The sequence below is a fragment of the Variovorax raffinosi genome (assembly GCF_051216615.1).
Classification (GTDB): domain Bacteria; phylum Pseudomonadota; class Gammaproteobacteria; order Burkholderiales; family Burkholderiaceae_C; genus Variovorax.
Genome location: NZ_JBPJZR010000001.1, coordinates 299,971 through 318,938 on the forward strand (window position 1 = coordinate 299,971; position 18,968 = coordinate 318,938).

Here is an 18,968-nt window from a genome sequence, read left to right on the forward strand (position 1 = left end):
GCCTTGCTCCCGCCCCTTCCGGGGGAGGGCTGGGGTGGGGGCACGCGGCGTCTCCATCGGGCGCTCTGCCTGCCCCCATCCCAACCTTCCCCCAGAGGGGGAAGGAGCAAGACCATGAACCTGCCATTTCAATCAGTCGCCATCCTCGGCGCGGGCCTCATGGGTCGGCTGCTGGCGGTCTCGCTGGCACAGGCCGGCTGCAAGGTCGACCTGTACGAAGCAGGCAGCGCCGATGCCGAAGGCGCGGCGGCGCGCGTGGCCGCCGCCATGCTCGCGCCGCTGGCCGAATCGGCCGTGGCGCCGGTCTCGGTCGTGCGCATGGGGCAGCACGCGCTATCGCGCTGGCCCGAACTGCTGGCCTCGCTGGCGCAACCAGTGTTCTTCCAGCGCGAAGGCACGCTGGTGCTCTGGCACCGGCAAGATGCCGCCGAAGCCTCGCGGCTTGCGCGTGTGCTCGCCACGACCGGTGCGCAGGTGCCCGAACTCGCACCGATGCAGACGCTCGACGCGGCAGCCATCGCCACGCTGGAGCCTTCGCTGGGCCAGCGTTTCGCGCAGGGCCTGTTCCTGCCAGGCGAAGGCCAGCTCGACAACCGCGCCCTGCTTGCGTCGCTGCTCGCCACCTTGCAGGCGAGCCCGAACGTCCGCCTGCACTGGCAATCGCCGCGCGCACCGGCGGACTTCTCACCGGGTCAACCGGGCCAGCCCGACTGGGTGATCGACTGCCGCGGCCTGGGCGCCAAGCCCCAGTGGCAGGCGCTGCGCGGCGTGCGCGGCGAAGTGATCCGCGTGCATGCGCCCGAAGTGACGCTGAAGCGCCCCACTCGCCTCGTGCATCCGCGCTATCCGCTCTACATCGCGCCCAAGCCCGGCAACCTCTTCGTGATCGGCGCGACCGAGATCGAGTCGGACGACATGTCGCCCGCCAGCGTGCGCTCCACGCTCGAACTGCTGAGCGCTGCCTACGCCGTGCACAGCGGTTTTGCCGAAGCACGCATCGTGGAGATCGCCACCCAATGCCGTCCCACGCTGCCCGACAACCTGCCGGCCATCCAACAGCCGCAGCCGCGCGTGCTGCAGATCAACGGCCTGTACCGCCACGGCTTCATGATCGCGCCCGCCCTGCTCGACGCCACGATGGAGCTGCTCTCGCACGGCCACGCCACGCTCGCGCGCAGCTTCGGCATGGCGACCTCCGACAACGCATGACGATGAACATCCTGATCAACGACAAGCCCTTTGCGCTGCCCGACAGCGCCACGCTCACCGATGCGCTGGCCGCACTGAATGCCACGCCGCCGTTTGCGGTGGCCGTGAACCGCGAGTTCGTGCCGCGCTCGGCCTACGCGGCGCGCACGCTGCAACCCGACGACCGCATCGAGGTGATTCGCCCTGTGACGGGCGGCTGAACGAACGATGGAGACAACACCCATGACGAACAACACGAACGATCCCCTGGTCCTCTACGGCGAGACTTTTCAAAGCCGGCTGCTGCTCGGCACCGCGCGCTACCCATCGCCGGACCTGCTCGAAGCGGCTGTGAAGCGTGCCAAGCCCGCGATGCTGACCGCCTCGCTGCGCCGCCAGACAGCAAACCAGGGCTCGGGCAACAGCGACCTCGGCAACGGTTTCTGGGAACTGCTGCGCAACCTGGCCGTGCCGGTGCTGCCCAACACCGCCGGCTGCCACAGCGTGCAGGAAGTCGTCGCCACCGCGCAGATGGCGCGCGAGCTGTTCGACACGCCATGGATCAAGCTCGAATTGATCGGCGACGACTACACGCTGCAGCCCGACACGCTGAACCTTGTCGATGCCGCATCGCAACTGATCCGCGACGGCTTCAAGGTGCTGCCCTATTGCACGGAAGACCTGGTGCTGTGCCAGCGATTGGTCGATGTCGGCTGCCAGGCCGTGATGCCCTGGGCTGCACCCATCGGCACAGGCCGCGGGCCGATCAATCCCTACGCGCTGCAGGTGCTGCGCGACCGGCTCAAGGTGCCGATGCTGGTCGATGCGGGCCTCGGTCTTCCGTCGCACGCCTGCCAGGTGATGGAGTGGGGATACGACGGCGTGCTGCTCAACACGGCAGTCGCCTTGGCGCAGGACCCTGTGGCCATGGCTGGTGCTTTCGCCGATGCCGTGCAGGCAGGCCGCACGGCGTATCGCGCCGGCGCCATGGCCGCGCAGGACGCGGCGCAGCCGAGCACGCCAGTGCTCGGCACGCCCTTCTGGCACCACGCGCCATGAGCACCACTCACGACGCCCGCGCCATTGCGCACGCCATCGTCGCGGCCCACGGGTTGCGCTTCGGTGCCATCACCTCGGCGCCTGTCAGCGCGCCGACCTTCTATTCAGACGATGCGGTCTATCGCGGCGCCAAGCAGGCCTGCACGGCCCTTGGCTTCATCGAGATCGATGCCGAATGCCTTGCCCACGCCTGGCGCGCGCAAACCGAACGGCTCGGCCAGTTCGATGCGGCGCTGTGGCCCGACAGCCTGGCCGACTTCGGCCTGCGGCCGTTTCCGCCCGCTGCACGCGACGATGCCTTTCCGCCCTGCCCCGAACGGCTCGGCCTCTACGCCGTGTTGCCCGATGCAGCATGGGTGGGCCGCATGGCGCGCGCCGGTGTGCCGACCGTGCAGTTGCGCTTCAAGTCCGACGACGCGGCCGCCATCGAACGCGAAGTGCGCGCGGCCGTCGAGGCCGTGCAAGGCACCAGCGCCCTGCTCTTCATCAACGACCACTGGCAAGTGGCCATCGCTGCAGGCGCCTATGGCATTCACCTCGGGCAGGAGGACCTCGATGCGCTCTCGCCTGAAAAGCTGCAGCAGTTGCGCGCTTCCGGCCTGCGCCTGGGTGTCAGCACCCATGGCTACGCCGAGATGGTTCGCGCCGATGCCGTGAGCCCGAGCTACATCGCGATGGGTGCGGTGTACCCGACGACGCTCAAAAGAATGGCAACAGCACCGCAGGGCGTGGCCCGGCTCGCGGCCTATGCGCGCCTGCTGCGCGGCTACCCGCAGGTCGGCATCGGCGGCATCGACGCCGTGCGACTGCCCGAAGTGCTGGCCACCGGCGTCGGCTCGGTCGCCGTGGTGCGCGCGCTGGTCGCGGCCGAAGACCCCGAGGCCACGGCCGCGCAATGGATGGCCGCCCTGGGCGCCGCCGCAGGCAACTGAACAGAATGAACCAACGACTCCTCCCTTCCCTTTCATCCATCCAGCCGCTCTCTCCCGTTTCACGTGCGATCGCCGTTGTGTTTCTTGCGACCGTTTGCAGCGCACATGCGCAGCAGGCGTCGCTGCCCGAAGTCACCGTCAATGAAGGCGCGGCCGCGCCGCAAGCGGACATCAGCGGCTTCGGCGACGTGCCGCTGCGCGAGCTGCCGATCTCGGCCACGGTGATCGACAGCAAGCAACTGCGCGCCAGCGGTGCACGCCGGCTGGCTGACCTCACGCAGTTCGACGCATCGGTCACCGACGCCTACAACTCCGCCGGTTATTGGGACTACCTGACGGTGCGCGGCTTCGTGCTCGACAACCGCTTCAACTACCGGCGCGAAGGTCTGCCGATCAGCGCGGAGACATCGATCCCGCTGGACAACAAGGAACGCGTCGAAATCCTGCGCGGCACCAGCGGCATCCAGGCCGGCACCAGCGCGCCGGGCGGGCTGGTCAACTACGTCGTCAAGCGGCCGACCGAGCAGGACCTGCGCGTGGTGCGCATCGAAACCACCAGCCGCGGCAGCGTGCTGGGCGCCATCGACCTTGGCGGGCGCTTCGGCGAAAACCGCCAGTTCGGCTACCGGCTCAACGTGGCGAGCGAGAACCTCAAGCCACTGACACACGACCTCGACGGCAACCGCAACCTGTTCTCGCTCGCGGCCGACTGGCGCATCACGCGCGACTCGGTGCTGGAGTTCGAGATCGAGCAAAGCCGCAAGACGCAGCCGAGCCAGAACGGCTACAGCCTGCTGGGCAGTGTGCTGCCCGCGCCGGTCGATCCGCGCATCAACCTCAACAACCAGCCGTGGTCGCAGCCCTCGGTGTTCAAGGCAGTGACGGGCACGGTGCGTTTCAGCCAGGCGATCAACACCGACTGGCGCTGGAGCGCGCAGATCGGCCAGCAGCGCCTGAAGAGCGACGACCGGCTGGCCTATGCCTTCGGTTGCACCGCCGAAGGCAACTACGACCGCTATTGCTCCGACGGCACCTTCGACGTCTACGACTTCCGCAGCGAGAACGAGCGCCGCACGCTGACCGCGGGCAGTCTCAACCTCAAGGGCAACGTGATGACCGGCAGCGTGCGGCACGAGCTGGGCTTCGGCCTGCTGCAAAGCCGCGTGCGCAACCGCTTCCAGAACCAGGCCTACAACTACGCGGGCACCGGCAACATCTGGGCCACGGCCATGGTGCCGCCGAACCCCGACGCCACCACGCCGCAGACCAACCGCGATGAGCGCTCGACCGAGCTCTCGGTGCAGGATGCGATCCGCTGGAACGACCGCTTCACCACCTGGCTCGGTGCGCGCCACACGCGGCTGGATCGCAGCAGCATCGGCAACGACGGCTCGAACCCGACCGGCTACAAGCAGGGCGTGACCACGCCGTGGCTCGCCGCAAGTTTCGCTATCCAGCCGGGGTTGCTCGCTTATGCAAGCTGGGGCCGGGGTGTCGAATCGCAGGTCGTGCCGAACAAGAGTTCGCAGTACAGCAATGCCGGCCAGGCGCTGCCCGCGCTGCGCTCGCGCCAATGGGAACTGGGCCTGAAGGGTGGCAACGATGCCTTCAACTGGCAACTCGCGTGGTTCGACATCTCGCGGCCGATGACCAACCTCGACCTGTGCAGCGGTCTTTGCGAAGTGCGCAACGATGGCCGCGCGGTGCATCGCGGCCTCGAAGCCGGCGCGCAGTGGAACCAGGGGCCCTGGCGTGTCGGCGGCAGCGTCACGCTGATCGATGCGAAGCGACGCGACAGCGTGGCCAATCCGGCGCTCAACGGCCAGTCGCCCACCAACGTGCCCAAGCAGGTGTTGCGCGCACAGACCGCCTACCGCTTCGCATCGGTGCCGGGCCTTGAACTGGCGGGGCAGCTTTCGTATGAAGGCCGCCGCAACGTGCTGCCCGATGGCTCTGTCACGCTGCCTTCATGGACGCGTGTCGATGCCGTGCTGCGCTACGACACGAAGATGCGCGGTGCCAATGCGACCTGGACGCTGGCGGTCGACAACCTGTTCGATCGGCGCTACTGGAAGGAGTCGCCCTATCAGTTCAGCCACGTCTATCTGTTCCCGGGTGCGCCGCGCACTTTGCGTCTCGGGTTGAGCATTGCGCTTTGAACACAACGCACGCCGGAAATTTAGCGGGGCAGTGACGCGCAGTTGAGAAGGCCCAAAAAACCACGCTATAATCTAAGGCTTGTTCCTCGATAGCTCAGTTGGTAGAGCGCCGGACTGTTAATCCGTAGGTCCCTGGTTCGAGCCCAGGTCGAGGAGCCACTACAAGCCGCAAGGCAACTGGATGCCCCGCTATTCAAACGTAGCGGGGCATTTTCATTTGCGGCTTCGCGACGAACATGCATTGCTTCTTGAAAAAATGAAGTCGTCGTGTCCGGAATCGACAATTTCATTGAATATAATTTAAGGCTTGTTCCTCGATAGCTCAGTTGGTAGAGCGCCGGACTGTTAATCCGTAGGTCCCTGGTTCGAGCCCAGGTCGAGGAGCCAAAACAAACCCTCGTGGTTCTTGGATGCCCCGCTACTCACAAGGTAGCGGGGCATTTTCTTTGGTGCCTCGCCTATCGCGGCTGGAACGCGATCAGCCCCATGCCGACAAAGCACACCGCGACGCCTGCCACGTCCCACGGTGTCGGTCGAATGCCGTCGACGGCCCAGAGCCACGCGATCGCCACGCCGATGTACACGCCGCCATACGCCGCATAGACGCGACCCGCTGCCGCGTCATGCAGCGTCAACAGCCACGCGAAGGCTGCAAGGCTGATGGCTGCCGGCACCAGCAGCCAGGCCGAACGATCCTGCTTGAACCAGAGGTAGGGCAAGTAGCAGCCGACGATTTCCGCGAGCGCTGTCGCCACATAAAGAAGAAAGGTCCGCATTCGCCGATTGTGCGGGCCGCTTCATGCGCATCGCTCTTCAGCTCTTTGCGCTTATCGGCAAGGCACGTGAGGCCATTGCTTGATGGCCCTATCCAGCACACCTACACTCGTTCGAATGGTCTTCCCGTCCTCGTCCCGCAAACACCCTGCATGCGCAGCCCTGCCCTTGGCAGCGGCCGGCCGTCGCGCGGGTGCTGTCGTTGCGGCGGCCACGACGGCCATCCGACGTACCTCCGCACTTTCCTGAGCCCGGCGGTCCGCTACTTCCCTTCTTGTTGCGCGAACCATTGACCGCCGGGCACCCTCCGCGCGGTAGCGACTTCGCCTGTTCCACTTCGCAGGGCGGCGTCGCATTCAATTGGAGTGCTTCATGCTTGCAACCATTCACGGGGAGCGCACGCTCACCGAACTCGACGTCGCCCGTCTCAACAAACTGAACGGCAGCCAGCTTCCGCCGGTGCTTGCGGATCTTCTGGATCTGGCGGAGGTCCTGCCATCGCGCGAGGTGCCCGCGGACATCGTGACGATGTACTCGCAGATCGAAATCGAAGACCCGGCCACGCATCAGACGCAGAAGATCACCCTCTGCTACCCCGCCGACGCGGAGCCTGCGTCCGGCTTCATCTCGGTGCTCTCGCCCGTGGGCATCGGCCTGCTCGGCGTGAAGGCCGGCACGCTGGCGCGGTGGCAGATGCCCAACGGCGCGCAAGGCGCGGCGCGCGTGGTCGCGATTCTTTTCCAGCCCGAGGCCAGCGGCGACTACACGACCTGAGACGTGGCGCGCGCCCACCGTGACGCGCATGTTTTAAAAAGTTTCCTGAGTAATAATCGCCACGCTCCGCTTGCCACCCCGGGCAATTTCCTGTTCGGCGTTGGGGCTGGAGCGACCGAGGAACGGGTTGCTGGACACCCCGCACATCCCCGTTTCGGACACTGGTCGAAGAGCCCCCGCGGTAAAGGGCCACCCGACCAGGCCACGCACGCAAGACCATGACTTTCGGCACTGGTGTGCCGGGCTCCCGGGCCGTATCGTCGCGCGGCCGTTGGCGGCGCGTCGGATCGGGAGGTCGTGCAGGCCCCCTGCAGTTCCCTCTTCGGTTCTCGACGCGTGATGCCCGCCACGGGCACCGCATTGTTTTCACTTGATAGATCGGGACATGGCTTTTTCTAAACTCTCTCTCGCGAGCGCGCTCGCCGGCCTGCTGGTCCTTTCGGGCTGCCAGACGATGGACATGCAAATGGGCAGCCAGTCGGCCAAGACCGTGGCCACCGGCAGCGCGGCCGGCGCGGCCACTTCGGGCGAAAGCAGCCAGCTCGAGCGCTGCGACTCCCCGCTGGGCACCGTCTCGCTGATCGAGAACGTGAATGCCGGCTGGTACACGGTGCTCACCGGCGAATACAAGCTGCCGCCCACCGCCAACCTGCTGCGCCTGCTGGTGCAGCAATCGAACTGCTTCGTGGTGGTCGAGCGCGGCGCCGCCGGCATGAACGCCATGACGCGCGAGCGCGCGCTGATGCAGTCGGGCGAAATGCGCGGCGGCAGCAACTTCGGTCGCGGCCAGATGGTGGCGTCCGACTACGGCCTGTCGCCCGAGATCGTGTTCAGCAACAGCGACGCCGGCGGCATCGGCGGTGCGCTCGGTGGCCTGGTGGGTGGTGGCCGTGGCCGCGCGCTGGCCCAGCTCGGTGCCAACCTGCAGACCAAGGAAGCCAGCGCGCTGCTGACGCTGATCGATAACCGCTCGGGCGTGCAGGTCGCTGCGGCCGAAGGCAGCGCGTCCAAGACCGACTTCGGCGGCTTCGCCAACCTGAGCGGCATCTCCGGCGCTGGCGGCATCGGTGGCTACACGCGCACCCCGCAAGGCAAGGTGATCGCGGCCGCCTTCATGGACGCCTTCAACCAGATGGTTCGTTCACTGCGCAACTACAAGGCGCAGACCGTGCGCGGCCAGGGCCTCGGCGGCGGTGGCCGCCTGGGCGTGGACGGCAGCGCAGCGCCGTCGCAAACCTCGGCGCCGAGCACGTCCAAGGGACGCCGCACCAGGCAGCAGCAACAGCAACAGCAACAACAGCAGTAAGCACACAAACGGGTCCGCCGCCGGCCGACCCGCCGCCTTTGCCTGCAATTCAGAGGTGGCGGATTTCCGCCGGCTGCTCGAACCAGTTGTTGTTGCGCCCGTCCATGTAGCGAACGGGCGCCGTTGCAAGCTCTTCCAGCGTCGCGTCGTCCAGGCAGGCCACGTTCACGCTGACATACGCACCGCCGATTTCGGGAACATTGCCACGCCCGAACGGCCGGATGCCGCAGTGCCTGCAGAACAGGTGCTCGGCGCTGCGCGTGTTGAACTGGTAGCTCGACAGATCCTCTTCTCCCGACACCAGCGTGAAGGCTTCGGGCTTCATGGTCACGCCCCATCCCCTGGCCTTGGTGCAGATGGAGCAATTGCATTTGCCAGTGCCTTCGGCAAGATCGATCAGCGCCTGAAAGCGCACCTTGCCGCAGTGGCAACTGCCGTTGTATGTCTTCTTCATGGGTCGTGTCCGTTGGATTGAAAGAGACGCCAAGGCTACGGGCCATTGCGGACAGATGCTGTCCTCGATCACAGGCATCATGCGGACATGCTGTCTGCCTCCGCACGCCTGATCCGGCTTCTTTCGTTGTTCCAGGCCCAGCGCGCATGGACGGGCGCGGGCCTGGCCGCCCGGCTCGAAATCACCGAGCGCACCTTGCGCCGCGACGTCGATCGCCTTCGCAGCCTGGGCTACACGGTCGACTCCACCTCCGGCGTGGCCGGCGGCTACCGGCTGGGCGCAGGCACCGCCCTGCCCCCGTTGATGCTCGAAGATGAAGAGGCCATTGCCGTCGCGCTCGCCCTGGGCAACCCGGCCGGCTCCGCGGGCGACATCGAGAACGCATCGATGCGCGCACTGGCCAAGCTCGAACAACTGATGCCGCCCCGCCTGCGCCGCCGCCTGGACAGCGTGCGCTCGTCGGTGGTGCCGGTGGCGCGTGGCAAGTCGTCCGTGCGCCTGAAAGCCGTCGCCTTCCTGGCCGAAGCCTGCACCGACCGGCTCGTGCTGCGCTTCGGCTACCGCGACCACAACGACACCGCCACCGCCCGCACGGCGGAGCCGCATCGGGTGGTGCAGACGGGGCAGCGCTGGTACCTGCTGGCCTGGGACACGGTGCGCGAGGACTGGCGCACCTTTCGCCTGGACCGCATCGTCGAGCCCGAGCCCACCGGCGCCCGCTTCACACCCCGCAGGCTGCCACACGGCGATATGGCGGCCTACATGGCGCACGCGCTCGACGTGTCGCCCTACCTGCATCACGCCAGCGTCGTGGTGCATGCACCGCTCAAGGCGATCGAAGCCCGGATGGGCTGGGTGGGCGGCGTGCCGCAGGCCATCGATGAAGGGTCCACGCGCATCGCCACCGGCGCCAACTCGCTCGACGGGCTGGCCGTCTGGCTCGGCTGCCTGGGACACGACTTCGAGGTGGAGTCGCCCCCGGAGCTGGTCGAGCACCTGGCGCGCGTCGCCGAACGGCTCGGCAAGGCGGCGGCGCGCCAGCCCGGAAAAGCCGCGCTCCGCCTCCCCCATCTATAGGATGTGCAGGGGTCCGACCGGACCCTACCCTCGGCGTCATTCAGCAAAACGCCCGCCAGGGAATCTCCATGCGCATCGCCTTCCCGTCCTGTATGAGCGCATACAGCTTTCCCGCATCGGGCATCCCCTTGCGCGCCTTCCAGGACAGGCTCGATCCACGCCGGGCGGGCGCATGACGATGGCGACACAGGTCGCGCTGGTCGAGGACGACACCGGCATGCGCGAGCGCATCGCGCGGGTCGTCGATGCAGACCCGTCGCTGACCCTGGCCTACAGCGCCTCCAACGCGCTCGACATCCTGGCCTGGCTGGTCGACAACCCGGTGGACGTGCTGCTGGTCGACCTCGGCCTGCCCGACCACCCCGGCCTGCAGGTCATCAGCCAGTGCCGCCACATGCAGCCGGCGTGCGCGGTGATGGTGCTGTCGATCTTCGGCGACGAGGCCAACATGGTCCAGGCCTTCGAGGCCGGCGCCAGCGGCTACCTGCTCAAGGACGGCACCGAAGCCGACCTGGCCACCCACATCCGCCATCTGCGCGCGGGCGGCTCGCCCATGTCGCCGGTGATCGCGCGGCAGTTGCTGCGCCGCTGGCAGACCCGCGCCGGCACGCCGCCTGAACCCGTCGGTGCCCGGCCCTCCAGCGCCGCGGCCTATGGCGCCAGCACGGCGTCCGAGCGCCTGTCGCCGCGCGAGTTCGAGGTGCTCGACCTCGTGTCTCGTGGTTTCACCTATGTCGAAGTCGGCGTGCAGATGGGAGTCTCGGCGTCGACCGTCCAAACCCATATCCGCAATATCTACGGCAAGCTGGATGTGCACAACAAATCGGAAGCCGTGTTCGAGGCCCGCAATCTCGGCTGGCTTCCCTAGTCCCGTGACAGCCGGGGGATTCCATCGCCTGCTGCTCACGGTGCTGCTGCTGTTGGCCGCATTGATGTGGCATTCCGCGCATGCGGCCAAGGCCGCCCAGGCAATGGACGTGACCTCCGCCAAGGCCACCCTCGAACCCGATGGCCTTCCCGCCCAGGTGCGCCGCGTGCAACTGCCGTTTCGCTGGGACCACGAGTTCCCGGGCCTTGGCGGCAGGGCCAGCTACCGCATCGACCTGCCCGCAGCGGCGGTGCCTGCCGGCGAACCTTCAGCCCTGCTGCTGTCGGGCGTGGGCAACCAGGTGGCGGTGCTGTTCAACGATGCCCTCGTCGCCAGCTTCGGCACGCTGGGCGATCCCGAATACGACGCGGCCAAGGGCAACCAACTGGTTCCCGTGGCGGCCGCCCTGCACCGCGAGGGCCAGGCGCAGGCGCTCGTCATTCGCACCACCATCCAGCGCCAGCGCGGTGCAGGGCTGGCCAGCATCCGCTACGGCACCGAGGCCTCGCTCGCATCGCTCTACCGCGAGCAGCAGAACTGGCGCAACACCTCGGCCATCGTCTATGCGGTCAGCCTGCTGCTGATGGGCGGCATGGCCGGCGGCCTGTGGCTGCGCCAGCGCGATGCGCTCTACGGCTGCTTCGCGCTGGCCGCGCTGTCGGGCGTGACGCGCAACCTCGACCGCGTGTGGCCCGAGGTGCCGGTGCCATGGCCGCTCTGGGGCGCGGTGGTGGCCGTTTGCTACGCAATGCACATCGGCCTCATCGCGCGCTTCGTGCTGCTGGTGCTGGACCGCAACCCGCCCTGGCTGGTGCGCTCGATCTACACCGCGCTCGCGCTGTCGGTGACGCTGGCCTGCGCCTCCTTCGCCTTTGCGTTGCCCAAGCTGTGGACCGGCGGTCTCGTCGTCCTGCAGGCGATCAGCATCGTCTGCCTGCCCTATGTGATCCATGGTGCGCTGGTGGCGCGGCGGCGCATCGCGGGCGTGCTGATGGCCGCCGGCACGCTCGCCATCCTGGCCGGCGCGCACGACCTGCTGCTGGTGCGCATGGGCCTCTTCGGCGGCGCCTACTACACGCTCACGCCGCATGCGATGTTCTTCTTCGTGATGATCCTGGCCGGCCTGGTGGTCGAGCGCTACAGCCGCACCGTGGCCGACTACGGCGCGCTCAACGCCAACCTCGCGGCCCGCGTCGCCGAGCGCGAAGAGCAGTTGCGCGGCGCCTTCGAAACCGTGCGTCAGCAACAGCAGGAACAGGCGGTGCTGCTGGAGCGCCAGCGCATCATGCGGGAGATCCACGACGGCGTGGGCTCGCAACTGGTGGGCCTGCTCAACGTGGTGACCCAGGCCACGCCCGACCGTGGCGTGGTCGAGGAACACGTGAAGCTCGCGCTGGACGAAATGCGCATGGCCGTTGATTCGCTGCAGCCCACGCACGACGACCTGCCGACCGTGCTGGCCACCTTGCGCTATCGCCTGCAACCGCGCCTGGACGCCGCCGGCATCGAGCTGGTGTGGGACGTCGCCGTGATCCCCACCGTCGCGCCCTTCGCCGCGCAGGCGGCCCTGCAACTGCAGCGCATCCTGCTGGAAGCCTTCACCAACGTGCTCAAGCACGCATCGGCCACGCGCATCGTGATGCATGCGAGCTGGCATGGCGACGAAACACCGCCGCTGGTGCGCATCGTGCTCACGGACAACGGACGTGGCCTGCCTGCAGCACCCGCAAGCGGCCGGGCGACGGGGCACGGCATCACCAACATGCGGGCACGCGCCCAGTCCATCGGCGCGCGGCTGCACATCGAAACCGCCGACGAGCGAACGGGCGGAACGCGCGTGCTGCTCGACTGGCCCTGCGTGCTGCCCTGACGGGTCGCTGCTGCGTCAGCGCAGCGCAAACGCAAGCGTGACCGCGCCCAGCGCCAGCAGTGCCAGTCCGGCAATAAAGACCATCTCGCCCCAGGCCTCCAGCCGTGCACCCGATATGCGCGTGCGCATGGAGATGAAAGACAGCAACGCGCTGGCCAGGAAGACCAGCGCGTCGACAGCCAGCAAGCGATCGATCAACAGCCGCATGTCGTCGCGCGGCCCGAGGTGGCCGATCGACATCACGGTCATGCACACGCCGATCATCGTGGCCGACGTGGGCAGGATGTGCGCTGAAAGGCCGCCGGCAGGCGCACGCTCCTGGATCACTTCGTGCGGCAGCTTGCCAGGCGGCTTCATCCGACCGTAGCCCTGTCGTCAACCAATTCGGACGGGCACGAAGATCTTGTCTTCGCCGCGCTGGATCAGCAGCGCCACCGACTTGTTGGTGGCCTTTGCCACCACTTCGCGCACCTGCTCCAGGCTCTGGGCCGGCGTGCCGTTGATGGCCAGCAGCACGTCGCCTGCCTGCACACCGGCCTGCGCCGAGGGGCCCGCCGCGTCTTCGATCAGCAACCCGCTTTCAACGCCGGCTTCACGCTTTTCCTGCGGCTGCAGGGGGCGCAGCGCCAGGCCCAGCTTGCCCTGGCCCGTGGCGGTGTCGGCCTTCGCGACCTGCGCCGGCTTGTCGCTGGCGTCGCCGAGCTTCGCCTGCAGCTCCTGCCGCTCGCCCTGGCGCCACACTTCGAGCGTGACCTTCTTGCCCGGCGCCTGCTGGCCGATCACCGCGGGCAGGTCGCCCGAAGACACGATGGCCTGGCCATCGACCTTGCGGATCACGTCGCCCGCCTTCAGGCCCGCCTTGTCGCCGGGGCCGCCCTTCTCGATGTTCGAGACCAGCGCGCCCTCAGGCTTGTCGAGCTTGAACGAATCGGCAAAGGCCTGATTCACTTCCTGCACCGCCACGCCGAGGCGGCCGTGCGTGGCCTTGCCGGTGGCGACGATCTGGTCCTTCACCTGGATCGCCACGTCGATCGGAATGGCGAACGACAGGCCCTGGTAGCCGCCGCTGCGGCTGTAGATCTGCGAGTTGATGCCGACCACCTCGCCGCGCGTGTTCAGCAGCGGGCCACCGGAGTTGCCGGGGTTCACGGCCACGTCGGTCTGGATGAAGGGCACGTAGCTGTCGTCGGGCAGCGAGCGGCCCTTGGCGCTGACCACGCCGGCCGTCACGGTGTTCTCGAAGCCGAAGGGCGAGCCGATGGCCAGCACCCATTCGCCGACCTTCAGGTCCTTGGTGTTGCCCAGTGCGAGCACCGGCAGGTTCTTCGCGTCGATCTTGAGCACGGCGATGTCGGTCTTGGCATCGGCACCGAGCACCTTGGCGCGGAACTCGCGGCGGTCGGTCAGCTTGACGGTGACCTCCTTCGCGTCCTTCACGACGTGGGCGTTGGTGATGATGATGCCGTTCGGGTCCACGATGAAGCCCGAGCCTTCGGCGCGCACCGGCACGTCGCGTTGCTGCTGCTGACCGCGCGGGTTCATCTGGCCCTGGAAGCGGCGGAAGAACTGGAACATCGGATCGTCGGGGTCCATGCCCTGGATCTCGGCGGCGGCCTGGTCGTCCGAGGCCTTCATGGTGCCGGTCACGCTGATGTTGACCACGGCCGGGCCGTCACGCGAGGTGATGGTCGAGAAGTCGGGCAGCGTGACCATGGCCGCGGGCGCCGACGTCGTGGCGGTGGTTGCCGGTGCATTCACGGCACGGGCGCTGGTGTAGGCACCGGCACCGACGGCGCCGATCACACCTGCGCTCGCCAGTGCAATCACCAGGGCGCGGGGCGAAGTCAGACGGGTGTTCATTTGTCGGTTCCTTTCAATGCGTATGGACGCAAACACGATGAAAGGAATGTCGTTGCCCTGACTTAAGCGCCGCTTAAACGGCGCTGCTTTCGCCAACGCCTCAGGCGTGCACCGGAAAGCGCACCCGCACGCGCAGGCCGCCCAGGCTCGGCGAGGCGTCGAGCGCCACCGTGGCGCCGTGCAGCTCGGCAATCGACTTGACGATGGCCAGGCCCAGGCCGCTGCCCGGTGCCTGCGTTTCGCCCGAACGGTAGAAGCGATCGAGCACGCGCTCGCGCTCGGCCTCGGGCAGGCCCGGACCGCTGTCTTCGACGCTGAGCTCGACCGCGTCGTCGAGCCGGGCGATGCCGATGTCGACACGGCCTTCGAGGGGCGTGTACTTGACCGCGTTCTCCAGCAGGTTGCGCAGCAGCATGCGCAAGGCCTCGGACTGGCCACTGACCACGGCGACATCGGCATGGTTGATGCCGATGTCGATGCCGCGCGCCTGCGCGGCGGCCACGGCGTCGGACACGGCCAGGCGTGCGACCTCGGACAGGTCGACTGGCTCCGGCTTCGCACCGGCTGCCATGCTGGCCTCGTGGCGGGCCAGCGCGAGCATCTGCTCGACCAGTCGCGTGGCGCGGTCGATGCCTGCGACCAGCCGGCTCACGGCGAGGTCTCGCGATGCACCATCCGGCGCGCGCTGCAGGCCCTGTACCTGCAGCTTCAGCGCCGCGAGCGGAGACCGCAACTCATGCGCCGCATCGGCGACGAAGTGCTTCTGCGCATCGAAGGCATGCCGCACGCGGTCGAACAGCAGGTTCAGCTCCTGCACCAACGGTCGCACTTCATCGGGCAGGTCTTCTTCGCTCACGGGCGACAGGTCGTCCGCCTGCCGCGACGCCACCTGCGTGCGCACACGTGCCACCGGCGCAAGTGATCGGCTCACGACCCACCACACAACCAGCATCAGCAAGGGCGCCATCAGCGCCACCGGCGCGATGGTTCGCAGCGCCAGCGTGCCGGCCATGCTGCGCCGCGCCGCCATGTCCTGCGCCACCTGGATCACCAGCCCGCGCGTCTGCATCGAGAACACACGGTAGGTGGTGCCGCGCGCATGCACGTCGGCAAAGCCCAGCACCGCGAGCTGCGGCAGCGCGGCCTGCTCGGCCGACTCGAAGACGCGCACGCCGTCAGCGGTCCACACCTGCACGACGAAGTCGAAATTCTGTTCGCCGCTGCCGATGCCGCCGACAGCCGCGCTCGGCGGCAGGCCCGAGCGCAATGACATCGCCATCTGCTGCATGTGGTAATCGAAGATGTCGTCGGCTTCGCTGAGCACCGTGCGATAGGCCACGAGCGCCTGCGCACCCGCGGCCAGCACGATGGCCGCGAGCAGGAACCACAACAGCCGCGCGCGCAGCGATCCGGTCAGGCTGCGCCTCATACCTTCGGCACCATGTAGCCGACGCCGCGCACGTTGCGGATCAGTTCGGCACCGAGCTTCTTGCGCAGGCCATGCACGTACACCTCGACGGCGTTGCTGCTGATCTCGTCTTTCCAGCTGTAGAGTTTTTCTTCGAGCTGCGCCCGCGAAAGCACCATGCCGGGCCGCGCCAGCAGCGGCTCCAGCACCGCCCATTCGCGGGCCGAGAGCACGACAGGCTGGCCGCCCACCGTGACTTCGCGCGTGGCCGGGTTGATGCTCACGCCCATGTGCTCGTACACCGGCTCCGCGCGGCCCGCGGCGCGGCGCAGCAAGGCGCGAATGCGGGCCAGCAGTTCATCGAGGTCATAGGGCTTGAGCACGTAGTCGTCGGCACCGGCGTCGAGCCCTTCGATACGCTGCTGCACCGAGTCGCGCGCAGTGGCGATCAGCACCGGCATGCGCTGCTTGCGCGCGCGCAGGTTGCGCAGCACCTCCAGGCCGTCGCGCCTGGGCACGCCCAGGTCGAGCATCACGAGGTCGTATTGCTGGGTGCGCAATGCCGACTCGGCGGCCTCGCCGTCTTTCACCCAATCCACCGCGTATTGCTCGGCGCGCAGCAGGTCGAGCACGGCCTCGCCGATCATCACGTCGTCTTCGAGAAGCAGGAGTCGCATGGTTGTGTTCCGTTTTCAGGCTTCGAGGCAGAGCTTGCGGCGAAGTTCAGTTCAGAGCAGGGAGCGGACCTCGCGCGCGGCCTCGAACAGCAGCGGCAGCATGTCGCGCTGCAAGGCCTCTTCCTGGTAGCGCGTGCCCGACAGCACCACGTTGAGCGCGGCCACCGTGTGGCCCTGCATGTCGCGCAGCGGCACCGCCAGCGCCTGCACGCCAAGCTCGTGTTCTTCGCTCGCGAAGCAATGGTCGTCCTTGCGTGCGCGCGCGATCAGTTGGCGCAGGCCGCGCGCCAGCGTCACGGTGTGCGGCGTCAGCCGCGCGAGGTGGCGGCCCTTGAGCCACTGCGTGAACTGGGTGGGCGGCAAGGCGGCCAGCAGCACGCGGCCAGTGGACGTGGCATGGGCCGGCAGCCGCGCACCAAGGTGCAGGCCATAGGCCAGCACGCGGGTCGGCGTGCCGTAGCTGCCGCTGCGCGCGACGATCACCACCTCTTCGCCGTCGAGCACCACCGCGGAGAACGATTCACCGGTCTGCGCCGCGAGCCGGTTCAGCGTGGGCTGCAACGCACGCGGCAGGCGCGACGAGGCCAGGTAGCTGCCCGAGAAACGCAGCACCTTGGGCGCCATCCAGAAATAGCTGCCATCTGTTTCGAGATAGCCCAGATGGGCCAGCGTCAGCAGGTGCCTGCGGGCGGCGGCCCGCGTGAGGCCGGCACGCTCGGCGGCCAGGGTGGCATTGAGGCGCTGGCGCTCGGTGTCGAAGCTCTCCAGCACCGCCATTCCCTTGGCAATGCCCTCGATGAAATCAGCCTTGGCGATGGTCATTCGTGGTTCTGTCGAAGTGTTTGCGCGATCATCGCGCACGCGTTCGCATGATCGCACAGAGCCTCGCACACCGCCGCGCCAAAACGCCGGGTGCGCCCTACGCTCAGCAAAACCATCCCGGAGACACGAACATGCGCACCCAGGTCGCCATCATCGGCGCAGGCCCCGCCGGCCTTCTGCTCGGCCAATTGCTGCACAAGGCAGGCATCGACAACGTCATCGTCGAACGCCAGAGCGGCGACTACGTGCTGGGCCGCATCCGCGCCGGCGTGCTGGAGCAAGTCACGATGGACCTGCTGGCGCGTGCCGATGTCGACACCCGCGCCAAGGCCGAGGGCCTGCCGCACGAAGGCATCGAGCTGCTGTTCAAGGGCGCGCGCCATCGCATCGACATGCACGGCCTCACGGGCGGCAAGCAGGTCACGGTGTACGGCCAGACCGAAGTGACGCGCGACCTGATGGAAGCACGCACGGCCGAGGGCCTTGCCACCATCTACAGCGCGGCGAACGTCAGCCTGCACGATTTCGATTCGGCCAGGCCGCGCGTGCGCTACGAGAAGGACGGGCAAACACACGAGATCGAATGCGACTTCATCGCCGGCTGCGATGGCTACCACGGCGTGAGCCGCGCGAGCGTGCCGGCCGATGCGATTCAGACCTACGAGAAGGTCTACCCCTTCGGCTGGCTGGGCGTGCTGGCCGACGTGCCGCCGGTGTCGCACGAGTTGATCTACGCGAACACCGAGCGCGGCTTTGCGCTGTGCAGCATGCGCAGTGCCACGCGCTCGCGCTACTACGTGCAGGTGCCGACCGAAGAGCGCGTTGAAAACTGGAGCGATGAAGCCTTCTGGAACGAACTGCGCGCGCGGCTGGACCCCGAGGCCCGCGAACAACTGGTGACTGGCCCTTCACTCGAAAAAAGCATCGCGCCGCTGCGCAGCTTCGTTGCCGAGCCGATGCGCTTCGGCTCGCTGTTCCTGGCCGGCGACGCCGCGCACATCGTGCCGCCCACCGGTGCCAAGGGGCTGAACCTTGCGACCGCCGACGTGGGCTATCTCTCGCGTGCGCTCGAAATCTTCTACAGCGAAAAATCGGCCTCGGCACTCGACCGCTACTCCGACCTCTGCCTGCGCCGCGTGTGGAAGGCCGAGCGCTTCTCGTGGTGGTTCACCTCGCTGATGCACCGCTTTCCCGAAACCGGCGCCTTCGGCCAGAAGATCCAGGAAGCCGAACTCGACTACCTGGTGCACTCGAAAGCGGCGTCGACCGCGCTGGCAGAAAACTACGTCGGCCTGCCGCTCGAAGACTTCTAGGCGAGCGGCGTCGCGGGAACGCTGCGCCCTTCGAGCGTGGCTTTCATCGCCTGGCCGCCCTGCACCATCATCGGCTCGATGTAGGCGGCCCATGTGTCCGGCAGCACATCGGTGATCCAGACGAAGCGCGTGCGCCCTTCGCCCTGTGCGAACACCTGCGCCGATGCATGGTGGTGGCTGGCCTTGCCGTCGGTGACGGTGTAGGCCAGGCGGCGGTTGGCCTCGTCGAGGCCGACCAGCATCTCGCGCGCCACGAGGCCGTTGGCAAAGCTGACGATGCGGGCGCCCGTGCCGTCGAGCTTGCATCCGGTCAGAAAGCCCGGTGCCAGGCGCGTGTGCACGGCGCCGAAGTCGCGCAATGCATCCCACACCTGCGCCACATCCGCCTCGACGATGAATTCCTTGTAGATCGTTGCCATGGTCTTGC

Annotated in this window: 19 protein-coding genes and 2 tRNA genes; 13 read left to right on the forward strand and 8 right to left on the reverse strand. The window is 67.6% G+C overall.

Translation table 11 applies throughout. The annotated features are described in order from the left end of the window. Positions 1-114 precede the first annotated feature (114 nt). From ACSFB7_RS01375 to ACSFB7_RS01405, 7 genes are all read left to right on the forward strand, one after another. On the forward strand, positions 115-1,209 hold the full coding sequence (locus ACSFB7_RS01375; protein WP_435466354.1) for an FAD-dependent oxidoreductase: 1,095 nt from the start codon (positions 115-117) through the stop codon (positions 1,207-1,209). Beyond that, positions 1,206-1,409, forward strand: a complete 204-nt coding sequence (gene thiS, locus ACSFB7_RS01380; protein WP_187109749.1) for a sulfur carrier protein ThiS — start codon at positions 1,206-1,208, stop codon at positions 1,407-1,409. Before ACSFB7_RS01375 ends, thiS begins: the two co-directional genes overlap by 4 nt. A 22-nt stretch (positions 1,410-1,431) precedes the next feature. After that, positions 1,432-2,247: a thiazole synthase gene (locus ACSFB7_RS01385; RefSeq protein ID WP_435466356.1), complete on the forward strand. Its 816-nt coding sequence runs from the start codon at positions 1,432-1,434 to the stop codon at positions 2,245-2,247. Next, positions 2,244-3,179 (forward strand): thiamine phosphate synthase, encoded by a 936-nt coding sequence (gene thiE / locus ACSFB7_RS01390; RefSeq protein ID WP_435466358.1) that lies wholly within the window; start codon positions 2,244-2,246, stop codon positions 3,177-3,179. The genes ACSFB7_RS01385 and thiE overlap by 4 nt, the downstream gene beginning before the upstream one ends. Before the next feature lie 5 nt (positions 3,180-3,184). Beyond that, complete coding sequence (locus ACSFB7_RS01395) at positions 3,185-5,338, forward strand: TonB-dependent siderophore receptor (protein ID WP_435466360.1); 2,154 nt, start codon at positions 3,185-3,187, stop codon at positions 5,336-5,338. Between the two features lie 83 nt (positions 5,339-5,421). Next, positions 5,422-5,497: transfer RNA gene (locus ACSFB7_RS01400), tRNA-Asn, on the forward strand. 152 nt (positions 5,498-5,649) lie between these two features. Beyond that, positions 5,650-5,725: transfer RNA gene (locus ACSFB7_RS01405), tRNA-Asn, on the forward strand. A 71-nt stretch (positions 5,726-5,796) separates the two neighbouring features. Here ACSFB7_RS01405 and ACSFB7_RS01410 read toward each other — a convergent pair. After that, the gene (locus ACSFB7_RS01410) at positions 5,797-6,114 is read right to left on the reverse strand and encodes a YnfA family protein (protein ID WP_435466362.1); all 318 of its coding nucleotides are present in this window, start codon (positions 6,112-6,114) and stop codon (positions 5,797-5,799) included. Positions 6,115-6,484: 370 nt separating this feature from the next. Here ACSFB7_RS01410 and ACSFB7_RS01415 point away from each other — a divergent pair, with 370 nt between their 5' ends. Both ACSFB7_RS01415 and ACSFB7_RS01420 read left to right on the forward strand, forming a co-directional pair. Next, positions 6,485-6,886, forward strand: a complete 402-nt coding sequence (locus ACSFB7_RS01415; protein WP_435466364.1) for a GreA/GreB family elongation factor — start codon at positions 6,485-6,487, stop codon at positions 6,884-6,886. A 385-nt stretch (positions 6,887-7,271) separates the two neighbouring features. Next, the gene (locus ACSFB7_RS01420; RefSeq protein ID WP_435466366.1) at positions 7,272-8,192 is read left to right on the forward strand and encodes a CsgG/HfaB family protein; all 921 of its coding nucleotides are present in this window, start codon (positions 7,272-7,274) and stop codon (positions 8,190-8,192) included. A gap of 49 nt (positions 8,193-8,241) precedes the next feature. Here the strand turns inward: ACSFB7_RS01420 and ACSFB7_RS01425 are convergent, their stop codons facing one another. Beyond that, complete coding sequence (locus ACSFB7_RS01425) at positions 8,242-8,646, reverse strand: GFA family protein (protein WP_435466368.1); 405 nt, start codon at positions 8,644-8,646, stop codon at positions 8,242-8,244. 87 nt (positions 8,647-8,733) lie between these two features. Between ACSFB7_RS01425 and ACSFB7_RS01430 the strand changes: the two genes are divergently transcribed. From ACSFB7_RS01430 to ACSFB7_RS01440, 3 genes are all read left to right on the forward strand, one after another. After that, positions 8,734-9,723 (forward strand): helix-turn-helix transcriptional regulator, encoded by a 990-nt coding sequence (locus ACSFB7_RS01430; RefSeq protein WP_435466370.1) that lies wholly within the window; start codon positions 8,734-8,736, stop codon positions 9,721-9,723. A 172-nt stretch (positions 9,724-9,895) separates the two neighbouring features. Then, entirely contained in the window at positions 9,896-10,591 is a 696-nt protein-coding gene (locus ACSFB7_RS01435) for a response regulator (protein ID WP_435466372.1), read from the forward strand. 4 nt (positions 10,592-10,595) lie between these two features. Further along, positions 10,596-12,461, forward strand: coding sequence for a sensor histidine kinase (locus ACSFB7_RS01440; RefSeq protein WP_435466374.1), 1,866 nt, complete (start codon positions 10,596-10,598; stop codon positions 12,459-12,461). A 15-nt stretch (positions 12,462-12,476) separates the two neighbouring features. Here ACSFB7_RS01440 and ACSFB7_RS01445 read toward each other — a convergent pair whose 3' ends face one another. The 5 genes from ACSFB7_RS01445 to ACSFB7_RS01465 form a co-directional block, all read right to left on the reverse strand. Next, positions 12,477-12,818 carry a hypothetical protein gene (locus ACSFB7_RS01445; RefSeq protein WP_435466376.1) on the reverse strand — a complete coding sequence of 114 codons (342 nt, stop codon included), beginning with the start codon at positions 12,816-12,818 and terminating at the stop codon, positions 12,477-12,479. An 18-nt stretch (positions 12,819-12,836) separates the two neighbouring features. Next, positions 12,837-14,321, reverse strand: a complete 1,485-nt coding sequence (locus tag ACSFB7_RS01450) for a DegQ family serine endoprotease (protein ID WP_435466378.1) — start codon at positions 14,319-14,321, stop codon at positions 12,837-12,839. A 100-nt stretch (positions 14,322-14,421) separates the two neighbouring features. Then, positions 14,422-15,750 (reverse strand): ATP-binding protein, encoded by a 1,329-nt coding sequence (locus tag ACSFB7_RS01455; RefSeq protein WP_435466380.1) that lies wholly within the window; start codon positions 15,748-15,750, stop codon positions 14,422-14,424. After that, positions 15,747-16,406, reverse strand: a complete 660-nt coding sequence (locus tag ACSFB7_RS01460) for a response regulator (RefSeq protein ID WP_435466382.1) — start codon at positions 16,404-16,406, stop codon at positions 15,747-15,749. Before ACSFB7_RS01460 ends, ACSFB7_RS01455 begins: the two co-directional genes overlap by 4 nt. 51 nt (positions 16,407-16,457) lie before the next feature. After that, positions 16,458-17,228 carry an IclR family transcriptional regulator domain-containing protein gene (locus tag ACSFB7_RS01465; RefSeq protein WP_435466384.1) on the reverse strand — a complete coding sequence of 257 codons (771 nt, stop codon included), beginning with the start codon at positions 17,226-17,228 and terminating at the stop codon, positions 16,458-16,460. A 131-nt stretch (positions 17,229-17,359) separates the two neighbouring features. Here ACSFB7_RS01465 and pobA point away from each other — a divergent pair, with 131 nt between their 5' ends. Then, entirely contained in the window at positions 17,360-18,541 is a 1,182-nt protein-coding gene (gene pobA, locus ACSFB7_RS01470) for a 4-hydroxybenzoate 3-monooxygenase (protein ID WP_435466386.1), read from the forward strand. Here the strand turns inward: pobA and ACSFB7_RS01475 are convergent. Further along, positions 18,538-18,960, reverse strand: coding sequence for an SRPBCC family protein (locus ACSFB7_RS01475; RefSeq protein WP_435466388.1), 423 nt, complete (start codon positions 18,958-18,960; stop codon positions 18,538-18,540). The two genes, pobA and ACSFB7_RS01475, sit on opposite strands and share 4 nt — an antisense overlap. Positions 18,961-18,968 lie beyond the last annotated feature (8 nt).